This window comes from Halomonas sp. C22 (genome assembly GCF_007655045.1).
Lineage (GTDB): Bacteria > Pseudomonadota > Gammaproteobacteria > Pseudomonadales > Halomonadaceae > Vreelandella > Vreelandella hamiltonii.
The window spans coordinates 304501-323937 of sequence record NZ_VBVC01000001.1; the positions used below are offsets into that span (position 1 = coordinate 304501).

21 protein-coding genes are annotated in these 19437 nt (G+C 63.0%); 12 read left to right on the top strand and 9 right to left on the bottom strand.

Features of this window, described 5'->3' with window-relative positions; genetic code table 11:
* The first annotated feature begins 76 nt into the window (after positions 1 to 76).
* From rpoS to lpxL, 3 genes are all read left to right on the top strand, one after another.
* Positions 77 to 1051 (top strand): RNA polymerase sigma factor RpoS, encoded by a 975-nt coding sequence (gene rpoS / locus FEU76_RS01460; protein ID WP_039176022.1) that lies wholly within the window; start codon positions 77 to 79, stop codon positions 1049 to 1051.
* A gap of 200 nt (positions 1052 to 1251) precedes the next feature.
* Positions 1252 to 2352 carry an alanine racemase gene (gene alr, locus FEU76_RS01465; protein WP_144979769.1) on the top strand — a complete coding sequence of 367 codons (1101 nt, stop codon included), beginning with the start codon at positions 1252 to 1254 and terminating at the stop codon, positions 2350 to 2352.
* Between the two features lie 12 nt (positions 2353 to 2364).
* Complete coding sequence (gene lpxL, locus FEU76_RS01470) at positions 2365 to 3276, top strand: LpxL/LpxP family Kdo(2)-lipid IV(A) lauroyl/palmitoleoyl acyltransferase (protein ID WP_039175592.1); 912 nt, start codon at positions 2365 to 2367, stop codon at positions 3274 to 3276.
* 93 nt (positions 3277 to 3369) lie between these two features.
* On the opposite strand, the gene speD is transcribed toward lpxL, so the two are convergent.
* The 4 genes from speD to FEU76_RS01490 all read right to left on the bottom strand — a co-directional run bounded on the left by speD (position 3370) and on the right by FEU76_RS01490 (position 6586).
* Entirely contained in the window at positions 3370 to 4164 is a 795-nt protein-coding gene (gene speD, locus FEU76_RS01475; RefSeq protein WP_016916304.1) for an adenosylmethionine decarboxylase, read from the bottom strand.
* A gap of 228 nt (positions 4165 to 4392) precedes the next feature.
* Positions 4393 to 4812, bottom strand: a complete 420-nt coding sequence (locus tag FEU76_RS01480; RefSeq protein ID WP_144979772.1) for an OsmC family protein — start codon at positions 4810 to 4812, stop codon at positions 4393 to 4395.
* Positions 4813 to 4922: 110 nt separating this feature from the next.
* The gene (gene murU, locus FEU76_RS01485; protein WP_144979775.1) at positions 4923 to 5579 is read right to left on the bottom strand and encodes an N-acetylmuramate alpha-1-phosphate uridylyltransferase MurU; all 657 of its coding nucleotides are present in this window, start codon (positions 5577 to 5579) and stop codon (positions 4923 to 4925) included.
* Entirely contained in the window at positions 5576 to 6586 is a 1011-nt protein-coding gene (locus FEU76_RS01490; protein WP_144979778.1) for an aminoglycoside phosphotransferase family protein, read from the bottom strand. The genes murU and FEU76_RS01490 overlap by 4 nt, the downstream gene beginning before the upstream one ends.
* A gap of 70 nt (positions 6587 to 6656) precedes the next feature.
* Between FEU76_RS01490 and FEU76_RS01495 the strand changes: the two genes are divergently transcribed.
* From FEU76_RS01495 to apaG, 5 genes are read left to right on the top strand one after another with little or no spacing between them, the layout of a single operon-like run.
* Positions 6657 to 9104 carry an LPS-assembly protein LptD gene (locus FEU76_RS01495; protein ID WP_096921366.1) on the top strand — a complete coding sequence of 816 codons (2448 nt, stop codon included), beginning with the start codon at positions 6657 to 6659 and terminating at the stop codon, positions 9102 to 9104.
* A 35-nt stretch (positions 9105 to 9139) separates the two neighbouring features.
* Positions 9140 to 10177, top strand: a complete 1038-nt coding sequence (locus tag FEU76_RS01500) for a peptidylprolyl isomerase (RefSeq protein WP_096921365.1) — start codon at positions 9140 to 9142, stop codon at positions 10175 to 10177.
* On the top strand, positions 10177 to 11220 hold the full coding sequence (pdxA, locus tag FEU76_RS01505; RefSeq protein ID WP_039175605.1) for a 4-hydroxythreonine-4-phosphate dehydrogenase PdxA: 1044 nt from the start codon (positions 10177 to 10179) through the stop codon (positions 11218 to 11220). The genes FEU76_RS01500 and pdxA overlap by 1 nt, the downstream gene beginning before the upstream one ends.
* A 26-nt stretch (positions 11221 to 11246) precedes the next feature.
* Complete coding sequence (rsmA, locus tag FEU76_RS01510) at positions 11247 to 12074, top strand: 16S rRNA (adenine(1518)-N(6)/adenine(1519)-N(6))-dimethyltransferase RsmA (RefSeq protein ID WP_039175608.1); 828 nt, start codon at positions 11247 to 11249, stop codon at positions 12072 to 12074.
* Positions 12071 to 12448 carry a Co2+/Mg2+ efflux protein ApaG gene (gene apaG / locus FEU76_RS01515; protein WP_144979781.1) on the top strand — a complete coding sequence of 126 codons (378 nt, stop codon included), beginning with the start codon at positions 12071 to 12073 and terminating at the stop codon, positions 12446 to 12448. Before rsmA ends, apaG begins: the two co-directional genes overlap by 4 nt.
* Positions 12449 to 12463: 15 nt before the next feature.
* Here apaG and FEU76_RS01520 read toward each other — a convergent pair whose 3' ends face one another.
* Together FEU76_RS01520 and FEU76_RS18525 are read right to left on the bottom strand one after the other, a co-directional pair.
* Entirely contained in the window at positions 12464 to 13927 is a 1464-nt protein-coding gene (locus FEU76_RS01520; RefSeq protein WP_144979785.1) for a GMC oxidoreductase, read from the bottom strand.
* Positions 13927 to 14103 carry a hypothetical protein gene (locus FEU76_RS18525; protein WP_186299072.1) on the bottom strand — a complete coding sequence of 59 codons (177 nt, stop codon included), beginning with the start codon at positions 14101 to 14103 and terminating at the stop codon, positions 13927 to 13929. The genes FEU76_RS01520 and FEU76_RS18525 overlap by 1 nt, the downstream gene beginning before the upstream one ends.
* A 201-nt stretch (positions 14104 to 14304) precedes the next feature.
* Here FEU76_RS18525 and FEU76_RS01525 point away from each other — a divergent pair, with 201 nt between their 5' ends.
* Complete coding sequence (locus FEU76_RS01525; RefSeq protein ID WP_144979788.1) at positions 14305 to 15120, top strand: symmetrical bis(5'-nucleosyl)-tetraphosphatase; 816 nt, start codon at positions 14305 to 14307, stop codon at positions 15118 to 15120.
* Positions 15120 to 16238: a polynucleotide adenylyltransferase gene (locus FEU76_RS01530; RefSeq protein WP_096921361.1), complete on the top strand. Its 1119-nt coding sequence runs from the start codon at positions 15120 to 15122 to the stop codon at positions 16236 to 16238. The genes FEU76_RS01525 and FEU76_RS01530 overlap by 1 nt, the downstream gene beginning before the upstream one ends.
* On the opposite strand, the gene folK is transcribed toward FEU76_RS01530, so the two are convergent.
* Together folK and folB are read right to left on the bottom strand one after the other, a co-directional pair.
* Positions 16235 to 16780 (bottom strand): 2-amino-4-hydroxy-6-hydroxymethyldihydropteridine diphosphokinase, encoded by a 546-nt coding sequence (gene folK / locus FEU76_RS01535; protein ID WP_144979791.1) that lies wholly within the window; start codon positions 16778 to 16780, stop codon positions 16235 to 16237. The two genes, FEU76_RS01530 and folK, sit on opposite strands and share 4 nt — an antisense overlap.
* Positions 16777 to 17157: a dihydroneopterin aldolase gene (folB, locus tag FEU76_RS01540; protein ID WP_039175618.1), complete on the bottom strand. Its 381-nt coding sequence runs from the start codon at positions 17155 to 17157 to the stop codon at positions 16777 to 16779. Before folB ends, folK begins: the two co-directional genes overlap by 4 nt.
* Positions 17158 to 17261: 104 nt before the next feature.
* Between folB and FEU76_RS01545 the strand changes: the two genes are divergently transcribed.
* Positions 17262 to 17831, top strand: a complete 570-nt coding sequence (locus FEU76_RS01545; protein WP_039175619.1) for a glycerol-3-phosphate acyltransferase — start codon at positions 17262 to 17264, stop codon at positions 17829 to 17831.
* Between the two features lie 9 nt (positions 17832 to 17840).
* On the opposite strand, the gene tsaD is transcribed toward FEU76_RS01545, so the two are convergent.
* Positions 17841 to 18896, bottom strand: a complete 1056-nt coding sequence (gene tsaD, locus FEU76_RS01550) for a tRNA (adenosine(37)-N6)-threonylcarbamoyltransferase complex transferase subunit TsaD (protein WP_144979794.1) — start codon at positions 18894 to 18896, stop codon at positions 17841 to 17843.
* A 200-nt stretch (positions 18897 to 19096) separates the two neighbouring features.
* On the opposite strand from tsaD, the gene rpsU reads away from it, so the two are divergent.
* Entirely contained in the window at positions 19097 to 19312 is a 216-nt protein-coding gene (rpsU, locus tag FEU76_RS01555; RefSeq protein WP_016416934.1) for a 30S ribosomal protein S21, read from the top strand.
* Positions 19313 to 19437 lie beyond the last annotated feature (125 nt).

Consider the following 19437-nt stretch of genomic DNA (forward strand, 5'->3'; position numbering starts at 1 on the left):
AGGTGCACGCGCACAGGAAGTGCGACCACCCTGACTTTTTCGAATGGCGGATAGGCGAGACAACGGGGGTATGACCATGAGTATGCTGGAGAAGGACCTACAGGAGATCGACCTCGACGAGGTTGAGGAGGCGCTGGACGAGGCTGATGACGATGCCACGGCTGAGGAGGAAGAGTTCGAGAAAGCGCTTGGTCGAGACGATCGCCAATCCACTCAGAGTCTGGATGCTACCCAGATCTACCTCAATGAAATCGGCTTTTCGCCGCTATTGACGCCGGAAGAAGAGGTCTATTACGGACGTCTGGCGCGCAAGGGTGATGCCTTGGGGCGCTCGCGGATGATCGAGTCCAACCTGCGGTTGGTGGTCAAGATTGCCCGACGCTATTTGAATCGAGGTTTGACGCTGCTGGATTTGATCGAAGAGGGCAACCTCGGGCTGATCCGCGCGGTGGAAAAGTTCGACCCCGAGCGGGGTTTTCGCTTCTCCACTTATGCCACCTGGTGGATTCGGCAAACCATCGAACGCGCTTTGATGAACCAGACGCGCACCATTCGTCTGCCGATTCATGTGGTCAAGGAGCTGAACATCTATCTGCGTGCCGCCCGTGAGTTGACCCAGAAGCTCGACCACGAAGCCACCGCAGAAGAGATTGCCGAGCATCTCGACAAGCCGGTCGAGACCGTCAAGAAGATGCTGGGGCTCAACGAACGTGTTTCCTCGGTGGACTACCCAATGGGCGGCGAGAGCGACAAGCCACTCATCGATACCCTCACCGACGATGATGTGCTGGGTCCGGAAGCATGCCTGGTGGATGGAGACGTGCGCGAGCATGTCGACCACTGGCTGGACGAGCTCAGCGAGAAACAGCGCGAGGTGGTGGTGCGTCGCTTTGGCCTGCGTGGGCATGAAGCCGCCACGCTGGAGGAAGTGGGTGCCGAAATCGGTCTGACCCGCGAGCGTGTTCGTCAGATCCAGGTAGAAGCGTTAAAGAAGTTGCGACGCTCGCTGGAAAAACAGGGGCTTTCTCTGGATTCGATTTTCGAGGCGTAGCCTCGTCGAAGCCACTTGGCCCGGCCAGCACGTTCGACATGCTAGTCTACAGCGCACCGAGCATTTCACTCGGTGCGCTGTTTTTGATAGCCAGCCTGTCTGGCAATCGGGTAACGCCCGCTAAACCCATATCCGTTCGCTAGCCGTGCGGATTATCAGCACCGCGCTGTCGTACGAGCGCTCTGATAAGTGAGATAGCCATGCGCCCGTTAGTGGCCCATATTGACCTGGACGCGCTGCGTCACAATTACCAGCTGGCCTGCCGCTGCGCGCCTCAGAGCCGCTCGGTCGCCGTCATCAAGGCCGATGCCTATGGCCACGGTGCGCTGGCCTGTGCCAACGCCCTGGAAGCCGAGGTGCCTGCGTTTGCGGTGGCCTGTATCGAAGAAGCACTGAGCCTGCGTGAAGGCGGCATCAAGGCCCCCATCATCCTGTTGGAAGGTATCTTTACCGCTGACGAGCTGGCGCTGGTCGACCATCATGGCCTGTGGATCAGCGTGCACAGCCATTGGCAGGTAGAGGCGCTTTTGGCCTATGCCCCGCAGCGGCCGATTCCCGTCTGGTTGAAGGTCGATTCCGGCATGCACCGGCTGGGGTTCTCTCCTCAGGAGGCGACTGCGGTATGGCAGCGTCTGCACAGTGCCCCACAGGTTACGGCACTGCATCTGATGAGCCACTTCGCCAACGCCGATGCCCAGGATGCCAGCTACTTCGAACACCAGATGGGCGTCTTGCAGGCCCTGGCGGCAACGCTGAAAGCACCGCTTTGCCTGGCCAATTCACCTGCCACCCTGGCTCGGCCAGTCGCCCATGGCGACTGGAATCGGCCGGGTATCATGCTGTATGGCAGTGACCCCCTGGAAGTGGCCAGCGAGCTGACCCGCCAGCTGCGCCCGGTGATGACGCTGCGCTCGGAAATCATCGCCCTGCGTGAGCTGGCCGTCGGCGAACCAGTGGGCTACAGCGGACGCTGGAAGGCCCCACGCCCCTCGAAAATTGCCGTCGTCGCCGCAGGGTATGGGGATGGCTATGATCGCCATGCCGTGGATGGCACGCCGGTACTGGTCAACGGCCAGCGCTGCCCCATCGCCGGTAAAGTCTCCATGGACATGCTCACGGTGGATGTCACCGAGGTGCCCGACGCCGCCATCGGTAGCGAAGTCGTGCTGTGGGGGCGCGCTACCCAGGGCAGCGTGCTGTCGGTGGACGAAGTGGCCCGCCACTGCGATACCATCAGCTATACCTTGCTGACCGGCGTGCTGCCCAGAGCGCCTCGGCAGTACCATGGTGCCAACGTCTAAACGGTTATTCGTATGTCGAAATCTTATCCGCGCTCCTTTGCGCACCCCCGCTACTGGCCTACCTGGCTGGCCATTGGTGCCATGTACGTGGCGGCCTGGTTACCCTGGCGGGTCAAGCTTTGGGTAGGCAAGATGATAGGCCTGCTGGCGTGGCGGCTTGCCAAGCGTCGGCGGCACATCACGGCCACCAATCTGGCGCTCTGCTTTCCCGAGAAAAGCGCCGAGCAGCAGCGCCAGCTGGTCAAGGAAACCTTCATTGCCAACGGTATCGGGCTGGTGGAAACCGCCACCGGCTGGTGTCGCGATGCCGAAGGCCTGCGTCATCGCGTGGCCTATCATGGCCAGGAGCACCTGGCCCATGCCAAAGCTCAGGGCAAGGGCGTGCTGGTGGTCGGTATTCACTTCTCGACGCTGGATCTGGGTGGCGCGCTGCACTCGCTGTTTTTCCCGGCGGACGTGGTCTATCGCCCCCATAACAACCCGCTGTTCGAACGCTTCATGACCCGGGCACGCTCGCGCATTTTCGGCCAGGCCATCGACCGTCACGACCTGCGTGGCGTGGTGCGGCGGATCAAGGCGGGGCATATCGTATGGTACTCCCCGGACCAGGATTTCGGTCGCGATGTCAGCGTCTTCGCTCCGCTGTTTGGGCAGCAGGCGGCCACCATTCGCCTCACGGCCAAGATCGCCCGCATGACCGGAGCGCCGGTGGTACCGCTGATGTTTCACCGCAACCCGGACAACCGTACCTACACCATCGAATGTCTGCCCGCCTTCGAAGGCTTCCCCAGCGGCGACGAAGTGGCCGATGCCACCCGAGTGAACGAATTCATCGAACGGGCCATTCGCAAGCACCCCGAGCAGTACTTGTGGCTGCACCGGCGCTTCAAGACGCGCCCTGAAGGCGACGCCGGGTTTTACTAGCGCGGCCTGGGGTTGGCGCACTGAACGAGCATGAAAAAAGCCGCCCGAAAGGGCGGCTTTGCGTTGTGCTGAAGGAATCTTTTGCCCGCAACCTCAGTCGAGATTGCGCGAGTAGAAGATTTCCAGCATCTCTTTGCGCAGACGGCCTTCGATATCGCGGGCTTCTTCGAAGGTGATGTCGCGGCGCGACGTGCCGAACAGGTAGTTGTCCAGCTCGAAGTCCTTGAGCAGCATCTTGGTGTGGAACATGTTTTCCTGATACACGTTCACATCGATCATCTGGTAGGCCTGCTTGGTATCTTCTGCCAGATAGTCCTGAATCGAGGTGATGTCGTGATCGATGAACAGCTTCTTGCCATCGACGTCACGGGTGAAACCGCGCACGCGGTAGTCCATGGTGACGATGTCGGAGTCGAAGCTGTGGATCAGGTAGTTCAGCGCTTTCAATGGGCTGATATGCCCACAGGTGGATACATCGATATCCAGACGGAAGGTGCTGATGCCGTTGTCGGGGTGCGACTCGGGGTAGCTGTGTACCGTCACATGGCTTTTGTCCAGGTGGGCCACGACCGTTTCCGGCAGCGGGCCAGGTCCTGGCTCGGTTTGCCCTGGCGTCGGGTCATCCAGCTCGTGCTCGGCAATCAGAATGGTCACACTCGCGCCATGGGGCTCATAATCCTGACGCGAGATGTTCAGTACATGAGCGCCAATGATGTTGGTGACGTCTTTCAGGATCTGCGTCAAACGTTCGGCGTTGTAAAGCTCATCGATATAGTCGATATAAGCCGCACGCTGCTCTTCGGTTTTGGCGTAACAGATGTCGTAAATATTGAAGCTCAAAGAGCTGGTCAGGTTGTTGAACCCGTGGAGTCGGAGATTATCTGACACTTCCGAACCTCCCTATGGCAGATGAGGACACCCCGACGAGCCAGCGCCGGAACCGATAAACACTTGTCACCGTGCTAACGCAGCCGCCGTGAAGACGACCCCGCACTACGCAGTAAAGGGAAAAACAAGCGGGCGTATTATGCCCGCCCAGGGCGTGGCTTGCATCCAGCCACGCCATTTTTTTTGATGCTGCAGCGTCACCCGCGTGGCCAGCCGACCCATGACGGCTCAAGCTTCGCGGATCTCATAGGAGTGAGTGATGTCGACACCGCCTTTGACCAGCATGATCGAGGCGCTGCAGTACTTCTCGGCCGACAGCTCCACGGCACGCTGGACCTGCTTCTCTTTCAGGCTGCGACCAGTGACCACGAAGTGGACGTGGATCTTGGTGAAGACGGCGGGGACTTCATCGGCGCGCTCGGCATCCAGCTCGGCCACGCAGTCGGTGACCTCTGCCCGTGCCTTGTCGAGAATGTTGAGAATATCAAAAGCGGTACAGCTGCCCATGCCCATCAGCAGCATTTCCATTGGGCGAGGCCCCGTATTTCGGCCACCGTGGTCAGGCGGGCCGTCGATCACAACGCTGTGCCCGCTGCCAGATTCCGCCACGAACTGGCGTCCATCGGTCCATGTTACCCGTGCTTTCACGTTGCTCTCCTCATGCTGGCGACGAAAGGTAGGTCGCGCAGCATAACATTTCCAGGCGCAGACGCACGGCTTCTCTCCATGTCGCCTGCACGTCCTCTATCGCAAACCCGTCAGGCAAGGTGTCGTTCCAGCACCGCCAGACGCTCTGGCGTACCCACGTCTACCCAGTGGCCAGCGAAATGCTCGCCCGAGACACGCCCTTCGGCCATGGCCTGACGCAGCAGCGGCGCCAGGGCAAACGCCCCTGGCGGCTCGCTGGCCACCAGAGCGGGGCGCAGCAGGCTGATGCCCGCAAAGGTCAGGCGTGGCGCTCCAGCGCTCGCCACCCGGCCCTGATGCAGCGCGAAGTCGCCGTCAGGGTGTTGCACCGGGTTGTCCACCAGCACCAGATGCGCCAGATCCTCGGCGGCCAGCGCGGCAGCATCCGGCAGGTAGTCGCACCACACATCCCCGTTGATCAACAGAAAAGGAGATTCTCCCAACAGCGGCAGTGCCTGGCGAATACCGCCGCCGGTTTCCAGCGGAGATGGCTCGTGGCTCCACTGGATGGATACCTGATGGGCGCTGCCGTCGCCAAGGGCGGCCATGATCTGCTCGGCACGATAGCTGACATTGATGACCAACTCATGAATGCCCGCCTGCCGCAGGCGTTCGATGTGATGCACGATCAACGGCTTGCCCGCGACGGGCAGCAGCGGCTTGGGGCAGTGGTCGGTAAGCGGGCGCATGCGCTTGCCAAGGCCTGCAGCCAGGATCATGGCCTTCATGTGCTCTGCTCCGCCAGGCGCTGCATGATGGCGGGGCGCAGCTCGCTGCTGACCCACTCGGCAAACCCCTGATGGGCAGGCAGGGCTGCCAGGCTGTCTTCCAGGTGAGCGAGGAAGTGGGGTAGGCGGGCCAGGTAGCCCTGCTTGGCGTCGCGTAGCGTCAATCGGCAGAAGATGCCCAGTACCTTGAGCGAACGCTGGGCCGCCATGGCATGGCACTGGGCCAGAAATTCCGCTTCCGAGGTAGTGCGGGGCAGTCGCCCCTCCTGGCGAGCCTGCTGGTAGAATAGCGATACCAGCTCGGCAAACTGGCTGGCGCTGAAACGACAGTAACGCCCCCGCAGCAGCGAGATCAGGTCGTAGCTGAGCGGGCCAGCCACGGCATCCTGAAAGTCGATCATCGTCAGTTGCTGATCCTGGCACATGAGGTTCATGGCATCGAAGTCCCGATGTACGCTGACCACGGGCTGTGCCAGCGCGCTATGGATCAACGCCTGACGCAGCGCGGGCCACGACTCGGGGGCGGCCAGCCCTAGCCAACGTTCCAGGCACCATTCGGGGAACAGGTCGAGTTCACGCCCCAGCAGCGCCTCATCGTAGGCGGGTAGCGCCGCAGGGTCGGCGCGATTCTGCAACTGAGCGATCAGCGCCATGGCTTCCAGGTGGCGCTGACGGGTGCTGTCAGGGTCCGTGAAGGTGTCCTGAAGCGGGGTATCGCCCAGATCCTCCAGCAGCAGGAATCCTTCGTCGAGGTCGCTGGCATAGATGCAGGGGACCGCTAGCCCGGCGGCATGCCAGCGTTTGCCGATGGCCACGAAAGGCGCCGAGTCCTCTTGGGCGGGCGGCGCGTCCATGACGATGCGTGTGCTGCCATCGGGGAGCGTGAGGCGAAAATAGCGCCGAAAACTGGCGTCGCCGCCCGCCGGTGCCAATTGAATATGCGCGGGCGCGAGGCCATGATGCTGCGCTGCCCACTGGGTGAGGGCGTCGATCCTGGAAGAGGACATGCAAGCTCCTTGCTGGTCGGGCATGATGCGGGCTGTATAATACCGATTCTGGATGCCAAGGATAACGAACATGGGCAAGCGAATCTCGCGCACCACTCCGGTTGCGCAAACGCTGTTGGGCAGTGTGCTCGCCGGTGCCTCGCTGTCAGCGGTGGCTCAGGGCCAGCCGCTGTCGGCTGACGCGCTGGACTGGCAGCCCTGGGGGCAGGACGAAGCACGTCAACAGCTGTGTCGTGGGCGCTATGTGATGCCCGACTATCGTTTGTCCGCGCAAGAGAACCCGGAAACGCTCTCGGTGGAAACCGATGAAGCGGATTATGCCGCGGATGGCGAAGCGTTGCTGCGCGGCGATGTGGTCTTGCGTCGTGGCAATACCGAACTGCAGGCCGATCAGGTATTTCTCCCGGCGGACCGCCAGCGCGTCGATGCCGAAGGTGATCTGGTCATCCGCGACGGTCAGGCCATGGTGCGTGGTGAACAGGCCACGCTGATGCTCAACGAAGATCGCGCCTCGCTGCGCAATAGCCATTACGTGCTCTATGACCAGCACCTGCGCGGTCAGGCCAGTCAACTGGAGCAAACCGGAGAAGAGCAGTATCGCCTGCGCGATGCCACCTTCACTACCTGTGATCCGGGTGCCAACAGCTGGCAGCTGGTGGGTAGCGATATCCAGTTGAACCAGGCCACCGGATTCGGCACGGCACGCCACGCGCGCCTGCAGGTCAAGGACGTGCCGATTTTCTACTGGCCCTGGCTGCGTTTTCCCATCGATGACCGCCGCCACACGGGGCTGCTGTCGCCCACGCTGAGCTTCTCCAGTGACGGCTTTGACTATGCTCAGCCGTTTTACTGGAACATTGCGCCTAACCATGACGCCACCATTACACCGCGCTGGATGTCGGACCGTGGGCTGCTGCTCAATGGCGAGTATCGCTACCTGTTCGAGCAAAGCCAGGGGATCGTGGAGGGTGGTTTCCTGGGCAGCGATGGTGGCAGCAGCACCGGAGACAATCGCTTCGAAGGCGAAGAGCGCTGGTACATCGATGCGCAGCACGCCGGTGCCTTGGCCCCGCGTAGCGACTATCAATTGCGCTACGGAGCGGCCAGCGATGGGCGCTATTTCGACGACTTTGGGGGTGAGTTCGGCAGCGGTGACCGGGTCAGCATGGAGCGCCTGGCGCAGGTGGACTACCGCGGCGAGCGCTGGCAGCTGGACGCCAGGGCCCAGGGGTTTCAGCGCCTGGAAGACCCGCTCAGCGATACCGATCGCCCTTTCTACCGTCTGCCCAGCCTGACCGCCAACTCGGACTGGCAGCTGGGCAGCGGGTTTTATACCCAGTGGCGCTCCAACGCGACCTATTTTTGGCGTGACGTGGACGAACGGCGGGTCCCCGAGCGGGAAGCCGCCATTGGTACCCGCTTGCACCTGACCCCCAGCGTGGGCTGGCGCTATGAGCAGCCCTGGGGCTATATCGAACCGCGCAGCGAGCTGTGGCATACCGCCTACGAACTGGATTACGGCGACCGTATCACGGACCGCGATACGTCGCCCTCGCGTAGCGTCGCCATCACCTCCATCGACGGTGGGCTGGTCTTCGAGCGTGAGCTTGAGCTGGGCGGGCGTGACTATCGCCAGACTCTCGAGCCCCGTATCAACTACGCCTACGTGCCGCGTACCAACCAGACCCAGCTGCCGGACTTCGATAGCCGTGAACGGGCATTCTCCTGGGATCAGCTCTGGTCCCCGCACCGCTTCTCGGGGGCTGACCGGGTCGGTGATCTGAATCGCGTCTCGTTGGGCGTGCAGTCTCGGTTGATCGAAGACAGCGCCGGGCGTGATCGCTTGACGCTGGGCGTTGGCCAGAGCCTCTACTTTGCCGAGCGGCGTATCGACAGTGACGGTGACCCGAGCACGCTGCCGCCGCGACCGGAGGATGCTCCCAATGCCAATCCGCTGAGCCGCTATCAGGCCACGCGAGACCGCTCGCCGCTGGTGACCCGTCTGGACTGGCAGATCAACGACCGCTGGAGCACGGGCTATGAATGGCTCTACGACGACGAGCGTGAGCAGACCGAACGCTCCAGTGTCGATGTACGTTATCGCCATCCGGACGGCCACGTAGTGAACCTTGGCTACCGCTGGGAGATCGAAGGGTTCGATCCTTCCGTGGTGCCCGGCGACGACGGCTTCCGCGACTACAGTCGTGAAGAGTGGGACCTGTCGCTGGCCTGGAAAGCCAGCCCAAGGATTGATTTGATTGGCCGCTACCTGCACGATCAAACCAACGATCGTCCTCTGGAGCAGTTGGCGGGCTTGCAGTGGAACGACTGCTGCTACGGCGTACAGCTTGTCTGGCGGGAGTGGATAGACGACAACGATACCGCCAGAGTGGAAGACGACTTTAGTGACCGTGGGCTGTTCTTGCGCTTTGTCTTCCGTGGTCTTGGCGGTGTTGGTCAACAGGCCGACAGCTACTTTGAGCAGGCGATCCCTGGCTACCGCCCCACACCCCTTTAACGATCACCTTGAATGGCGACTGAAAGAGACTTTTTATGACGATCAGAAAGACCCTGCGGACCCGCAAGCTCTCCCAGCGGGCAAGATTGCTTTCGGCGGGCACCATGATGACCCTGTGCCTGGGTGCCGGTGCTGCCCTGGTACCGTTGAGCGTTCAGGCCCAGAGCTTCGAATCCGCGCAGCGTCAGCCGCTGGATAGCGTCGTGGCCGTTGTCAACGATGGTGTCATCATGCGCAGCGAGCTGAACGACCGCATCGCGCAAATCGAACAGCAGGCGGCCGCTCAAGGCGGGCAACTGCCGCCCCGCAGCCAGTTGGCCCAGCAGGTGCTGGAGCGCATGGTGATGGACGAAATTCAGCTGCAGATGGCCAGCCGTGCCAACCTGAGCGTGGACGACACCGAGCTTAACCGTCAGCTGCGTACCATTGCCGAGTCCAATGGCATGAGCCTGGACCAGTTTGCCGATGCCGTGGAAGCCGATGGCATGAGTCTGGCCAGCGTGCGTGAGGAAGTACGGCGCGAAATGCTGATGCGCCAGGTGCAGCAGCGTCAGATCAGCCAGCGGGTTTCCGTGTCGGACCGGGAAGTGGAACGTTTTCTCGAGCAGCAGCCCTCTCAGCAGGGCCAGTCGTTCATCGAAGAGACCCGCGCGCGCCACGTGCTGGTCGAGCTGACGCCCACCCGTGACGAAGCGCAAGCGCGTAGCCGTGCAGAGCAGGCTCGCCAGCGCCTGCAGCAGGGCGAAGACTTTGCCACCGTTGCCCGTGAACTCAGCGATGACCGGGGAAGCGGCATGAACGGCGGCGACCTGGGCTGGGTGCGCCCCGGCCAGACGGTGCCTGCCTTCGAAGAGGCCATGAACTCGCTCGGCCCCAACCAGCTGTCCGAGCCGGTGCGCTCGCAGTTTGGCTACCACGTGATCGAAGTGCTGGAGCGTCGCCGTCAGGACGTGACCGAAGAGAGCCGTCGCGAGCAGGTGCGCCAGGCCATCTTCCAGCGTCGTGCCAATGAAGAGCTGGAAGTATGGCAGCGTGAAATTCGCGAACAGGCCTTCGTGGACATTCGCCTGTAATGTCGCTGCCGCTGCTGATCACCACCGGGGAGCCCGCCGGTATCGGCCCCGAGCTGACGCTGATGCTGGCGGCCCAGGGGCGTCTGAACAACACCGTGGCGGTAGGTGACCCGACGCTGCTCGCCCAGCGGGCGGCGTTGCTCGCGCTCACGGTGGAGATCGTGGTCGCCGAGCCGGGCAGCCAGCAGGTCTCCTCGCCAGGGCGCCTGGTGGTGTGGCCGGTCGCCTTGCGCGCACCGGCCACGCCCGGCGTGCTGGACCCTGCCAATGCAGGCTATGTGCTGGACACCCTGCAGACGGCAGTGGATGCCTGCCTGGCCGGACACGCGGCGGCCATGGTGACTGCCCCGCTGCACAAGGGCGTGATCATCGAAGGTGGCTACCCGCACTTCACGGGCCACACCGAGTGGCTGCGGGACGCCTGCGGCGTGGATGAGGTGGTCATGCTGTTGGCCACGGACGCTGCGTTGCACGCCACGTCGCCACAGTGGCAGGGCGAAAGCGACCTGCGGGTTGCTCTGGTGACCACCCATCTACCGCTGCGCGATGTGGCGGATGCCATCACCGGTGAGCGTATTGCGCGCATCAGCCGTCTACTGGTGGCGGACCTGCAGCGTCAATTCGGCATTGCCCAGCCTCGGGTGGCGGTGTGTGGGCTCAACCCCCATGCGGGTGAAGATGGCCACCTGGGCCGCGAAGAGCTGGAAATCATCACGCCCACCCTGCAGGCGCTGCGTGCCGAGGGCCTGAACGTGGAAGGCCCGTTTCCGGCCGATACCCTGTTTACCCCACGCCATCTGGCGGGGGTCGATGCGGTACTGGCGATGTATCACGACCAGGGCCTGGCAGTGCTAAAATACGCAGGCTTTGGTCAGGCTGCCAACATCACCCTGGGGCTGCCGCTGGTACGCACCTCGGTAGACCATGGCACGGCGCTGGACCTGGCAGGCCGCGGTATTGCCAACCCCTCCAGCCTGGGCGTGGCGGTGGCACTCGCCCAGCGGCTGGCCACCCAGCGTGCCTCCTCTCAGGCCGCCCCATGAATCAACCCTCCAAGGAACACTGTTAGATGTCTCAAGTGCCCCAGCAGCACCGTGCTCGTAAACGCTTCGGTCAAAACTTTCTCCGTGATCTCGGGATCATTTCACGGATTGTCCGTGCCATCGGGCCGCGTGAAGGCGATCGGCTGGTCGAAATCGGTCCCGGCCAGGGCGCGCTCACTGCTCCCTTGCTGGAAGCGACCGGCAAGCTGGAAGTCATCGAGCTGGATAGAGATCTGATTCCGGGGTTGCGGGTGCAGTTTTTCAACTACCCCGAATTCGTGATTCACGAAGGCGACGCACTGAAGTTCGATTTTGCCGCCCTCAAGGGCGACGGTCAGCCGCTGCGCGTGGTGGGGAATCTGCCTTACAACATTTCGACGCCGCTGATCGTGCACCTGCTGACCATGGGGTCAGCCATCGCCGATATGCACTTCATGCTGCAAAAAGAGGTGGTGGAGCGCCTGGCGGCCGAGCCCGGCAGTACCGATTGGGGGCGGCTCTCGGTGATGGCGCAGTATTACTGTCAGGTGGACCAGCTGTTCATCGTGCCACCGGAAGCCTTCGTGCCCCGCCCCAAGGTCGATTCCGCCATCGTGCGGCTGACGCCCCATGCATCGCTACCCCAGGTGGCCGATGATCCGGCCCTGCTTTTCGAGCTGGTCAAGCTGGCCTTTGGGCAGCGCCGCAAGACGCTGCGCAACAACCTGAAGGGGCGGGTCAGTGCAGAGGCCCTGGAAGCGTTGGGCATCGACCCTGCCCGGCGCCCGCAAACCCTGACCGTGGCGGAATACGTGACCATCGCCAATCATGTGGCCGCCAATGAGGACGTGGAACAGCGGAGTGGTGACGCGTGAGCGGGCTGGAGATCGAGGTCAGCGTCACGCCAGAGTTTCAGGACGCCGAGTCGAGTGCCAGCGAGGCCCGCTACGTATTCAGCTATACCGTGACGGTGCACAACCAAAGCCCCCATAGCGTGCAGCTGATGGCACGCTACTGGAAAATCACCCAGGGCAATGGCGAGAGCCAGGAAGTGCGCGGCAAGGGCGTGGTGGGTCAGCAGCCGCTGATTGGCCCGGGGCAACGGTTCCGCTATACCAGCCGAGCGATACTGCAAACCCCGGTAGGTGTCATGGAGGGTGCTTACACCTTGTTGAACACCTACACCCAGCGGGCGTTCGATGTGCCCGTCTCGCCTTTTCGGTTAGCGGTGCCCCGCCAGCTGCATTGACGCCTCACTCTCGGCTCAGGCCGCGGGTGGGGTCAGTTGGGCATGCAGATGGTCGCATAGCCTCAGTGCCAGCTGGACGATGGTCAGGGTCGGGTTGGCATGGCCGACGCTTGGGAAGACGCTGGAACCCGCAATATACAGATTGCGCTGATCGAACAGTCGGCAGTCGCTGTTCACGATCCCTTGCTCGGCTCGATGGCTCATGCGCGTCCCGCCCATGTGGTGGCGACCGGCCAGCTCGCCTTCAACAGGGAACTGCACCGTAGGCGAGGCCAGCCAGTCGGCCAACTGCAAGCGGCCAATGTCCTGGTCGATCAGGTACTCGCCGAACAGCATCAGGCTGTCGCGGATGGTGTGGTAATCCAGCGCGGACTGCCGCCAGAACAGGCGGCTGCGCGGTATGCCAAATTCGTCGTGTTCTTCGCTCAACGCCACTCGGTTGTCGAAACGGGGCTCCTGCTCCCAGGCGGCTCGCAGAATGACGCCATGCATACGTTCACCGCGTGCATGCCGAGCGGCAATCTGTTGCCCCAGCGCCGGAGCCGTGAGCGATAGCGTGTCGATGAGCTGCTGCGTGCCTTCCGGGCTCATGCGGTGGAGCCGCAGCCCGCAGTTGAGGAGCCCACGCTGACGCAGGGCCGTGGGCGTAGGCGAAAGGAACACGTTGTATTCGGGGTCGATGCCCACCGCCTGGGGGTTGAACAGCAGCGCCTGACCCACCGATGCATGGGGATGCTCCATCCAGTAGCGACCCAGCGTCGTGGCATCGCGAATCAGCGCCCCTTGGGTCTGCTGGTTCAGCCACAGCAGCAGCCGAGCGTTGTCGATGCCGCCGCAGGCCAGCACGAAATAGCGCGCCCGCACCTGGCACTGCTGACCGGCAAAGCTGCGCAGCGTGATGCTCCGTACATGGCCTGCCTCCTGCTCGATGCCCGTCAGGTTGGCATCCAGGCAGTAGTCCAGCGTAGGGGCGGCGTTCAAGGCAGGCGCATACTTGTCTTTCAGGCGTACCGGGTTGCCCAGTGAAAAATGAATGCGCTCGAAGCCGGAGCCGACCAGCGGGCTGTCATTTGGCGGCGGTGTCAGGTCGAGCAGTGTGGCTGCCGGAGCGTAGTAGGGGGCCAGCGCGTCATGGGTGATGGGCCAGCCCGTCTCGGGGGCGGCAGGCTTGGCGACGAAATCGTGGCGGTCGAGGGGGCGGCAAACGCCACCCCAGTGATTGGTGGAGCCACCCAGGTAACGTAAACGGGCACCGTCGAGCGCCGGGTAGGCGTCGCCCACCACCTCGCCTCGGTAGATCTCCTGGGAGCGTTCGCTGTACGAGGCTCCGCCCCCTTCGCATAGCAGAATGCGGTGGCCACGCTGGGCCAGCGTCACCGCGATGCTGATGCCCGCAGCGCCTGCCCCCACGATACACAGGTCATAGGGCGGGGCAGGGGGCGCGGTCTGGGCCGCAAGGGTTTCGAACGCCACATACATTAGCGATCATCCTCATGCAGCAGCCAGCCATTCACCTGCTTTACCGGCCGGGCCTGCAAAAGCGGTGAGTAGGCTAGCGCGACCAACGTGCCGCCCGTGATCAGGGTGAAGGTCTTGAGCGCATCGCGCCGGGTAAGACGCAGGGGCGCGTCGTCGGGCAAGGCAGAGGCAGGCATGGCGGGGCATCCTTGTGGTGGCCAGTCGTGCGCGAATCGCACCCCCGGTGGTTGTCAGGGCTTGTCAGATAGGCCTGCCAGGGGTTGCCGAGTCGCTAACGTTATAGTGGGATATGCACGGCGATTGCTCCAGCGGTTTATGCGTGGTCACCGATACGGCCCCGCGACGCCAACATTGAATCAGTCAACAGGCCTTTACCCATGAGCACTTATATCATTGGCGACCTGCATGGATGTCATGCCGAGTTTGTCGCCTTGCTGGATAAAATCAGCTTTGATCCCGCCCGCGATACGCTCTGGCTGGTGGGCGATTTGATCAACCGGGGGCCTGGCTCCCTGGCCTGCCTGCAGGAAGTGAAAGCGCTGGGCAGCGCCGCACGCAGCGTGCTGGGGAACCACGATTTCCACCTGCTGGTGGTGGCACGGGGGGGCGGCAAGCTCAAGCGCCACGACACGCTGGACGACATTCTGTCTTCGCCCCACCGTGACGATTTGCTGGACTGGCTGCAAAGCCTTCCTCTTGCGGTACAGGCCGATAACACGCTGATGACCCACGCCGGGCTGCTGCCCAGTTGGAGTGCCGAACAGGCGCTGGCGCTGAGCGGAGAAGTACAAGCAGCGCTGGGCAGCGAGCAGGCGGGAGCTTTCCTGAGCCAACTGTTCGGCAATCAGCCTGATCGCTTCCACGACCAGCTCGAGGGCATGGACAGGCTGCGCTGTATCGTCAATGTGTTCACTCGGATGCGCTTCATCGATGCCCAGGAGCGGCTCGATTTTGCTGCCAAGGAGGGGCTGGAGAGCGCGCCTGCGGGCTTTGCGCCCTGGTTCCAGTTTCCCCGTGCCGACGATCTGCGCCTGCTGTTTGGCCACTGGGCGGCGTTGGAGGGGCGTACCCCTGGCGCGAAGGTGGATGTGCACGGGATCGATACCGGGTGCGTGTGGGGTGGTTCTCTGAGCGCGCTGGTGCTGGAGAGCGGCCAGCGTGTCAGTGTGCCCAGCCAGCAGGGAGGCCGCTGATGTTTCAGCTGGATGCATACACCCAAGGGCTGGAGGTCTACCGCGTGGGTGGGGCCGTGCGGGACGAGCTGTTGGGGTGGCCCGTGGTGGATCACGACTGGGTGGTGGTGGGGGCAACCCCCGAAATGATGCAGCAGCGTGGATTCAAACCCGTCGGGCGCGATTTTCCGGTGTTCCTGCACCCGGCTACCCAGGAGGAGTACGCGCTGGCGCGTACCGAGCGCAAGTCGGGCCACGGGTATGGCGGGTTCGAGGTGCACGCCAGCCCCGACGTGACGTTGGAAGAGGATCTCTCCCGTCGGGATCTGACCATCAATGCCATCGCCCAGGCGGCGGATGGGCATTTGACCGACCCTTATCACGGACAGCGGGACATCGAGCAACGCTGGCTTCGCCATGTCTCCCCCGCCTTCAGTGAAGACCCCTTGCGCGTACTGCGTACTGCGCGTTTTTTAGCCCGCTATGCCTCCATGGGCTTTGCCGTTGCGCCGGATACCCTGGCCCTGATGCGCGCGGTCAGCCGCAGCGGAGAGCTGGCGCATCTGGCAGCCGAGCGCGTGTGGGTCGAGACCGAGAAGGCGCTGGCCGAACCCAGCCCCGAGTGCTATTTCACGACCCTGGCCGCGTGTGATGCGTTGGCGGCGTGGTGGCCTGAGCTGGCAGCGAAGGCGTGTCTGGCCCAGGCCCTGGAGGCCATGCAGGCAGCTCCCGAACAGCGCGAGCCGCCGCTGGCGCACTGGCGCTATGCGCTGCTGGTGTCGGTGCTGAGTGAGCCACAGCGCGAAGCCCTGGCCGTGCGTTTGAAGTTGCCCAATAGCGTTGCGCAGCTGGCACGCCATGCCGCCTCGACCAAGGCGCTGCTGGCAGCCCCGCTGGAAGCCGAGAAAGTGCTGTGCTGGCTGGAGCGTCTGGATGGCTGGCGCAAGCCTGCCCAGGTCAGCGCGCAATTGCAGTTGCTGGAGCGGCTTGCGCCGGCCTTGCGCCCCGTTCTGGAGGCGGCCTGGCAAGCCGCCTGCGCGGTCAGCCCTCAGGTGTTGATGGGGGAAGGCTATCGAGGGGCAGCCTTGGGAGAAGCGCTGCGTCAACGGCGGCGCGAGGCCGTGGCCGCAGCGCTTTAGCGCGCGTGGAGCTTGCGCGGCAAGGGGTCGGCCTGGGAAACGAAGCGCCCCTGCCACTGAAAGTCGATGGCCCACAGCCGCTGACGACCCAAGGTGAAACGCTGCCACAGCGTGGCATAAGGCGTATGACAGCGGGGGTGCCGTTCGTCGGGCAGCAGCTCGGCCAAGGGTTGCAGTACGAACGCGTTCTGGGTGATTTCAGCCCGCGGCAGGGCCACATCATCTATCACGCCGCAGGCGTCCCCCACGGTCAGCAGATCGATATCCAGAGCACGCGGGCTGCACTTGACCATGTCGGGCGTCCGCCCGTGGGCCATTTCCAATGCTTTGGACCAAGCCTGCAGTCTGGCCACGGACCAGTCGCTATGGAACGCCACCACCAGGTTGTAGAAATTGCGGCTATCCTTGAAGCCGACGGGTTCGCTCTCGAAAATGCGCGATATCTGCAGTTCGCCAAACGTCTCTGCCAGGGCATCCAGGCACAGGCGGATGTGCTTTTCCGGGTCGATATTGCTGCCCAGGCTCAGTGTCACCAGGTTCATGGGTCGCTATCCTTGCGGTTTTTTGGCAGGCTGCCACGGGTGATTTCCAACCCGACACTGGCTGCTTGAGGCACCGCGCCGGGCTTGCGCACACGCATGTGCAGCCAGCTGATCGGGAACTCGTGCTGCAAACTGGCGGCCAGCCGCTCGGCAAAGGTTTCGACCAGCGCAAACTGATGCTCGTCGGCGAACTGCTGGATTCGCTGGCAGATCGCGGCATAATCGAGAGTCAGGCGCAAATCATCGGTGGCGGCGGCAGGCCGGATGTCCGTGGCCAGGGAGAGATCCAGGCTAAGCGATTGCGTGATGGTGCGCTCCCAATCGTATACGCCAATCACGGTTTCTACGGTGAGTGCTTCAATCAATATGCGGTCCACAGGCCATTCCCCAGCGTCGACAAGCGGGCGATTGTACTTGAGGACGACCATAAACGACAGTTCAGGCGGCGGCGCTGGCTGATGAGGGGCAGGGTGAGCAGGGGATGCTGTGGATCGTCATGGGGTACTTGAGCGGCAGTTGGCTGGCGGCGGTGAGCGTCTGCCGTTGGGCAGGCGTGGCCGATCCGCGCTTTTGCGGTTCCTGTAACCCCGGGTTTTCCAACGTGTTACGGCTGTATGGCCCTCGGCTGGCGGCGGCCACCCTGGCGTTGGATGCCTTGAAGGCGGTGCCGGTGGTCTTGGCTGCCAAGTGGCTGGCCTTGCCGATTATGTGGCAGGGTCTGGTAGGGCTGGCGGTGCTGCTGGGCCACAGCTTCCCGCTCTGGTATGGGTTTCGAGGCGGCAAGGCCGTCGCCAGCGCCTTCGGGGTGTTGCTGGTGCTGGTGCCCAGCGTCGCGCTGCTCAGCGCTGCCATCTGGGCGTTGATGGCATGGCGGTTGGGTACCGCCGCGCTGGCGTCGGTTGCGAGCGCGCTGTTGGCGCCCCTGCTGTGCGCCTGGCTGGCGCCTGACTATATGATCGTGGTGGGCGGGTTCAGCCTGCTGGTGCTGACCCGTCATGTGCTCAATATTCGTCGCTGGCGGCAGGGGGAAGAGCCCCCGCTGCGCAAATAGGCCAACGGCTTATCGGGTGGTGCTGAGGGGCGCTGTCAGCGTGTCCAGTGGCCAGCGTGGTGTAGCCTGCATGATACCGCTGTCGTCGCGCTCTCCTGCCGCCAGACGCTGGGCGCCCACATAGGCAATCATGGCACCATTGTCGGTGCAGAAGCGCCCACGTGGGTAATAGGCCCGAGCCTGGCGCTTTTGGGTCTCCAGGGCCAGGCGCTCGCGCAGCCGCGTATTGGCACTCACACCACCCGCCATCACGATGCGTTTCAGGCCGGTCTCGTCCAGGGCTCGGCGGCACTTGATGACCAGCGTATCCACGACGGCCTCTTCGAAGGCGCGTGCCACGTCGGCTTTGGCCTGTTCGTCCAGCTCGCCTGCGGCTTCCAGCTGGCGAATCGTCGTCAAGGTGTGGGTCTTCAGGCCTGAAAAGCTGAAGTCGAGCCCGGGGCGGTCGGTCATGGGGCGCGGGAAGCGAAAGCGCTTAGGGTCGCCCTGTTCGGCCAGTTTGGCCACCAGCGGGCCGCCTGGGTACGCCAGGCCCAGCATCTTGGCGGCCTTGTCGAAGGCCTCACCGGCCGCATCGTCTACCGATTCGCCCAGGAGTCGATAGCAACCCAGCCCCTGTACTTCCACCAGCTGGGTGTGGCCGCCGGAGACCAGCAGGGCCACGAAGGGAAAGGCAGGAGCCTCCTCCTCCAGCATGGGCGCCAGCAGGTGGCCTTCCATGTGATGCACCCCCAGTACGGGAATGTTCAGCGCCCTGGCCATGCCATGTGCGGTGCTGGCACCGACCATCAGCGCACCCACCAATCCCGGGCCCGCCGTATAGGCGATGCCGTCCAAGTCGTGGCGGGAAAGATCGGCCTCTTTCAATACCTGTTCGATCAGCGGCAGCAGCTTGCGTGTGTGATCCCGAGAGGCCAGTTCGGGCACCACGCCGCCATATTCGGCGTGCATGGCGATCTGGCTGTACAGGGCATCGGCCAGCAGACCCTGGCCGCCGGTGTAGGCCGTGTCGTAAATGGCGACGCCGGTTTCGTCGCAGGATGTCTCGATGCCCAGTACACGCATGGCAAAAGCACTCATCTGATTGAAAAGGCAGGTACTCGAAACCGGCTAGTCTAGCATTGTAGCGCCCGCTGGGCGTAAGCATTTGCAAAGATGGCCAACCACGACTAGACTACTGTGCGCTGTAAAACTGGGTCGTACACCGTCTTGTTCGGTGTGCGTACTATCCGAACTCAAGACTCCTTAAGGTAGGTGAGTGCTTAATGCCTTCTGTAAAAGTACGTGATAACGAGCCGTTTGACGTCGCCCTGCGTCGCTTCAAGCGTTCTTGCGAAAAAGCTGGCGTTCTGTCTGAAGTACGTCGTCGCGAGCACTACGAGAAGCCGACTGCTGAGCGCAAGCGCAAAGCGGCAGCTGCCGTAAAACGTCACGCCAAGAAGTTGCAGCGTGAGCGTAAGCGTTTCGAACGGCTCTATTGATCCGTACCTGGAGAGAGCCAGAGCAGTTGGCTGGTTGTCTCAAGAGGGATGCCAAGCGGCCGCCACCAGGTGGCCGTTTGTTTTTCGTTTCGTGTTGTCTGTTTTACGCGGTTTAAGGTGATCAG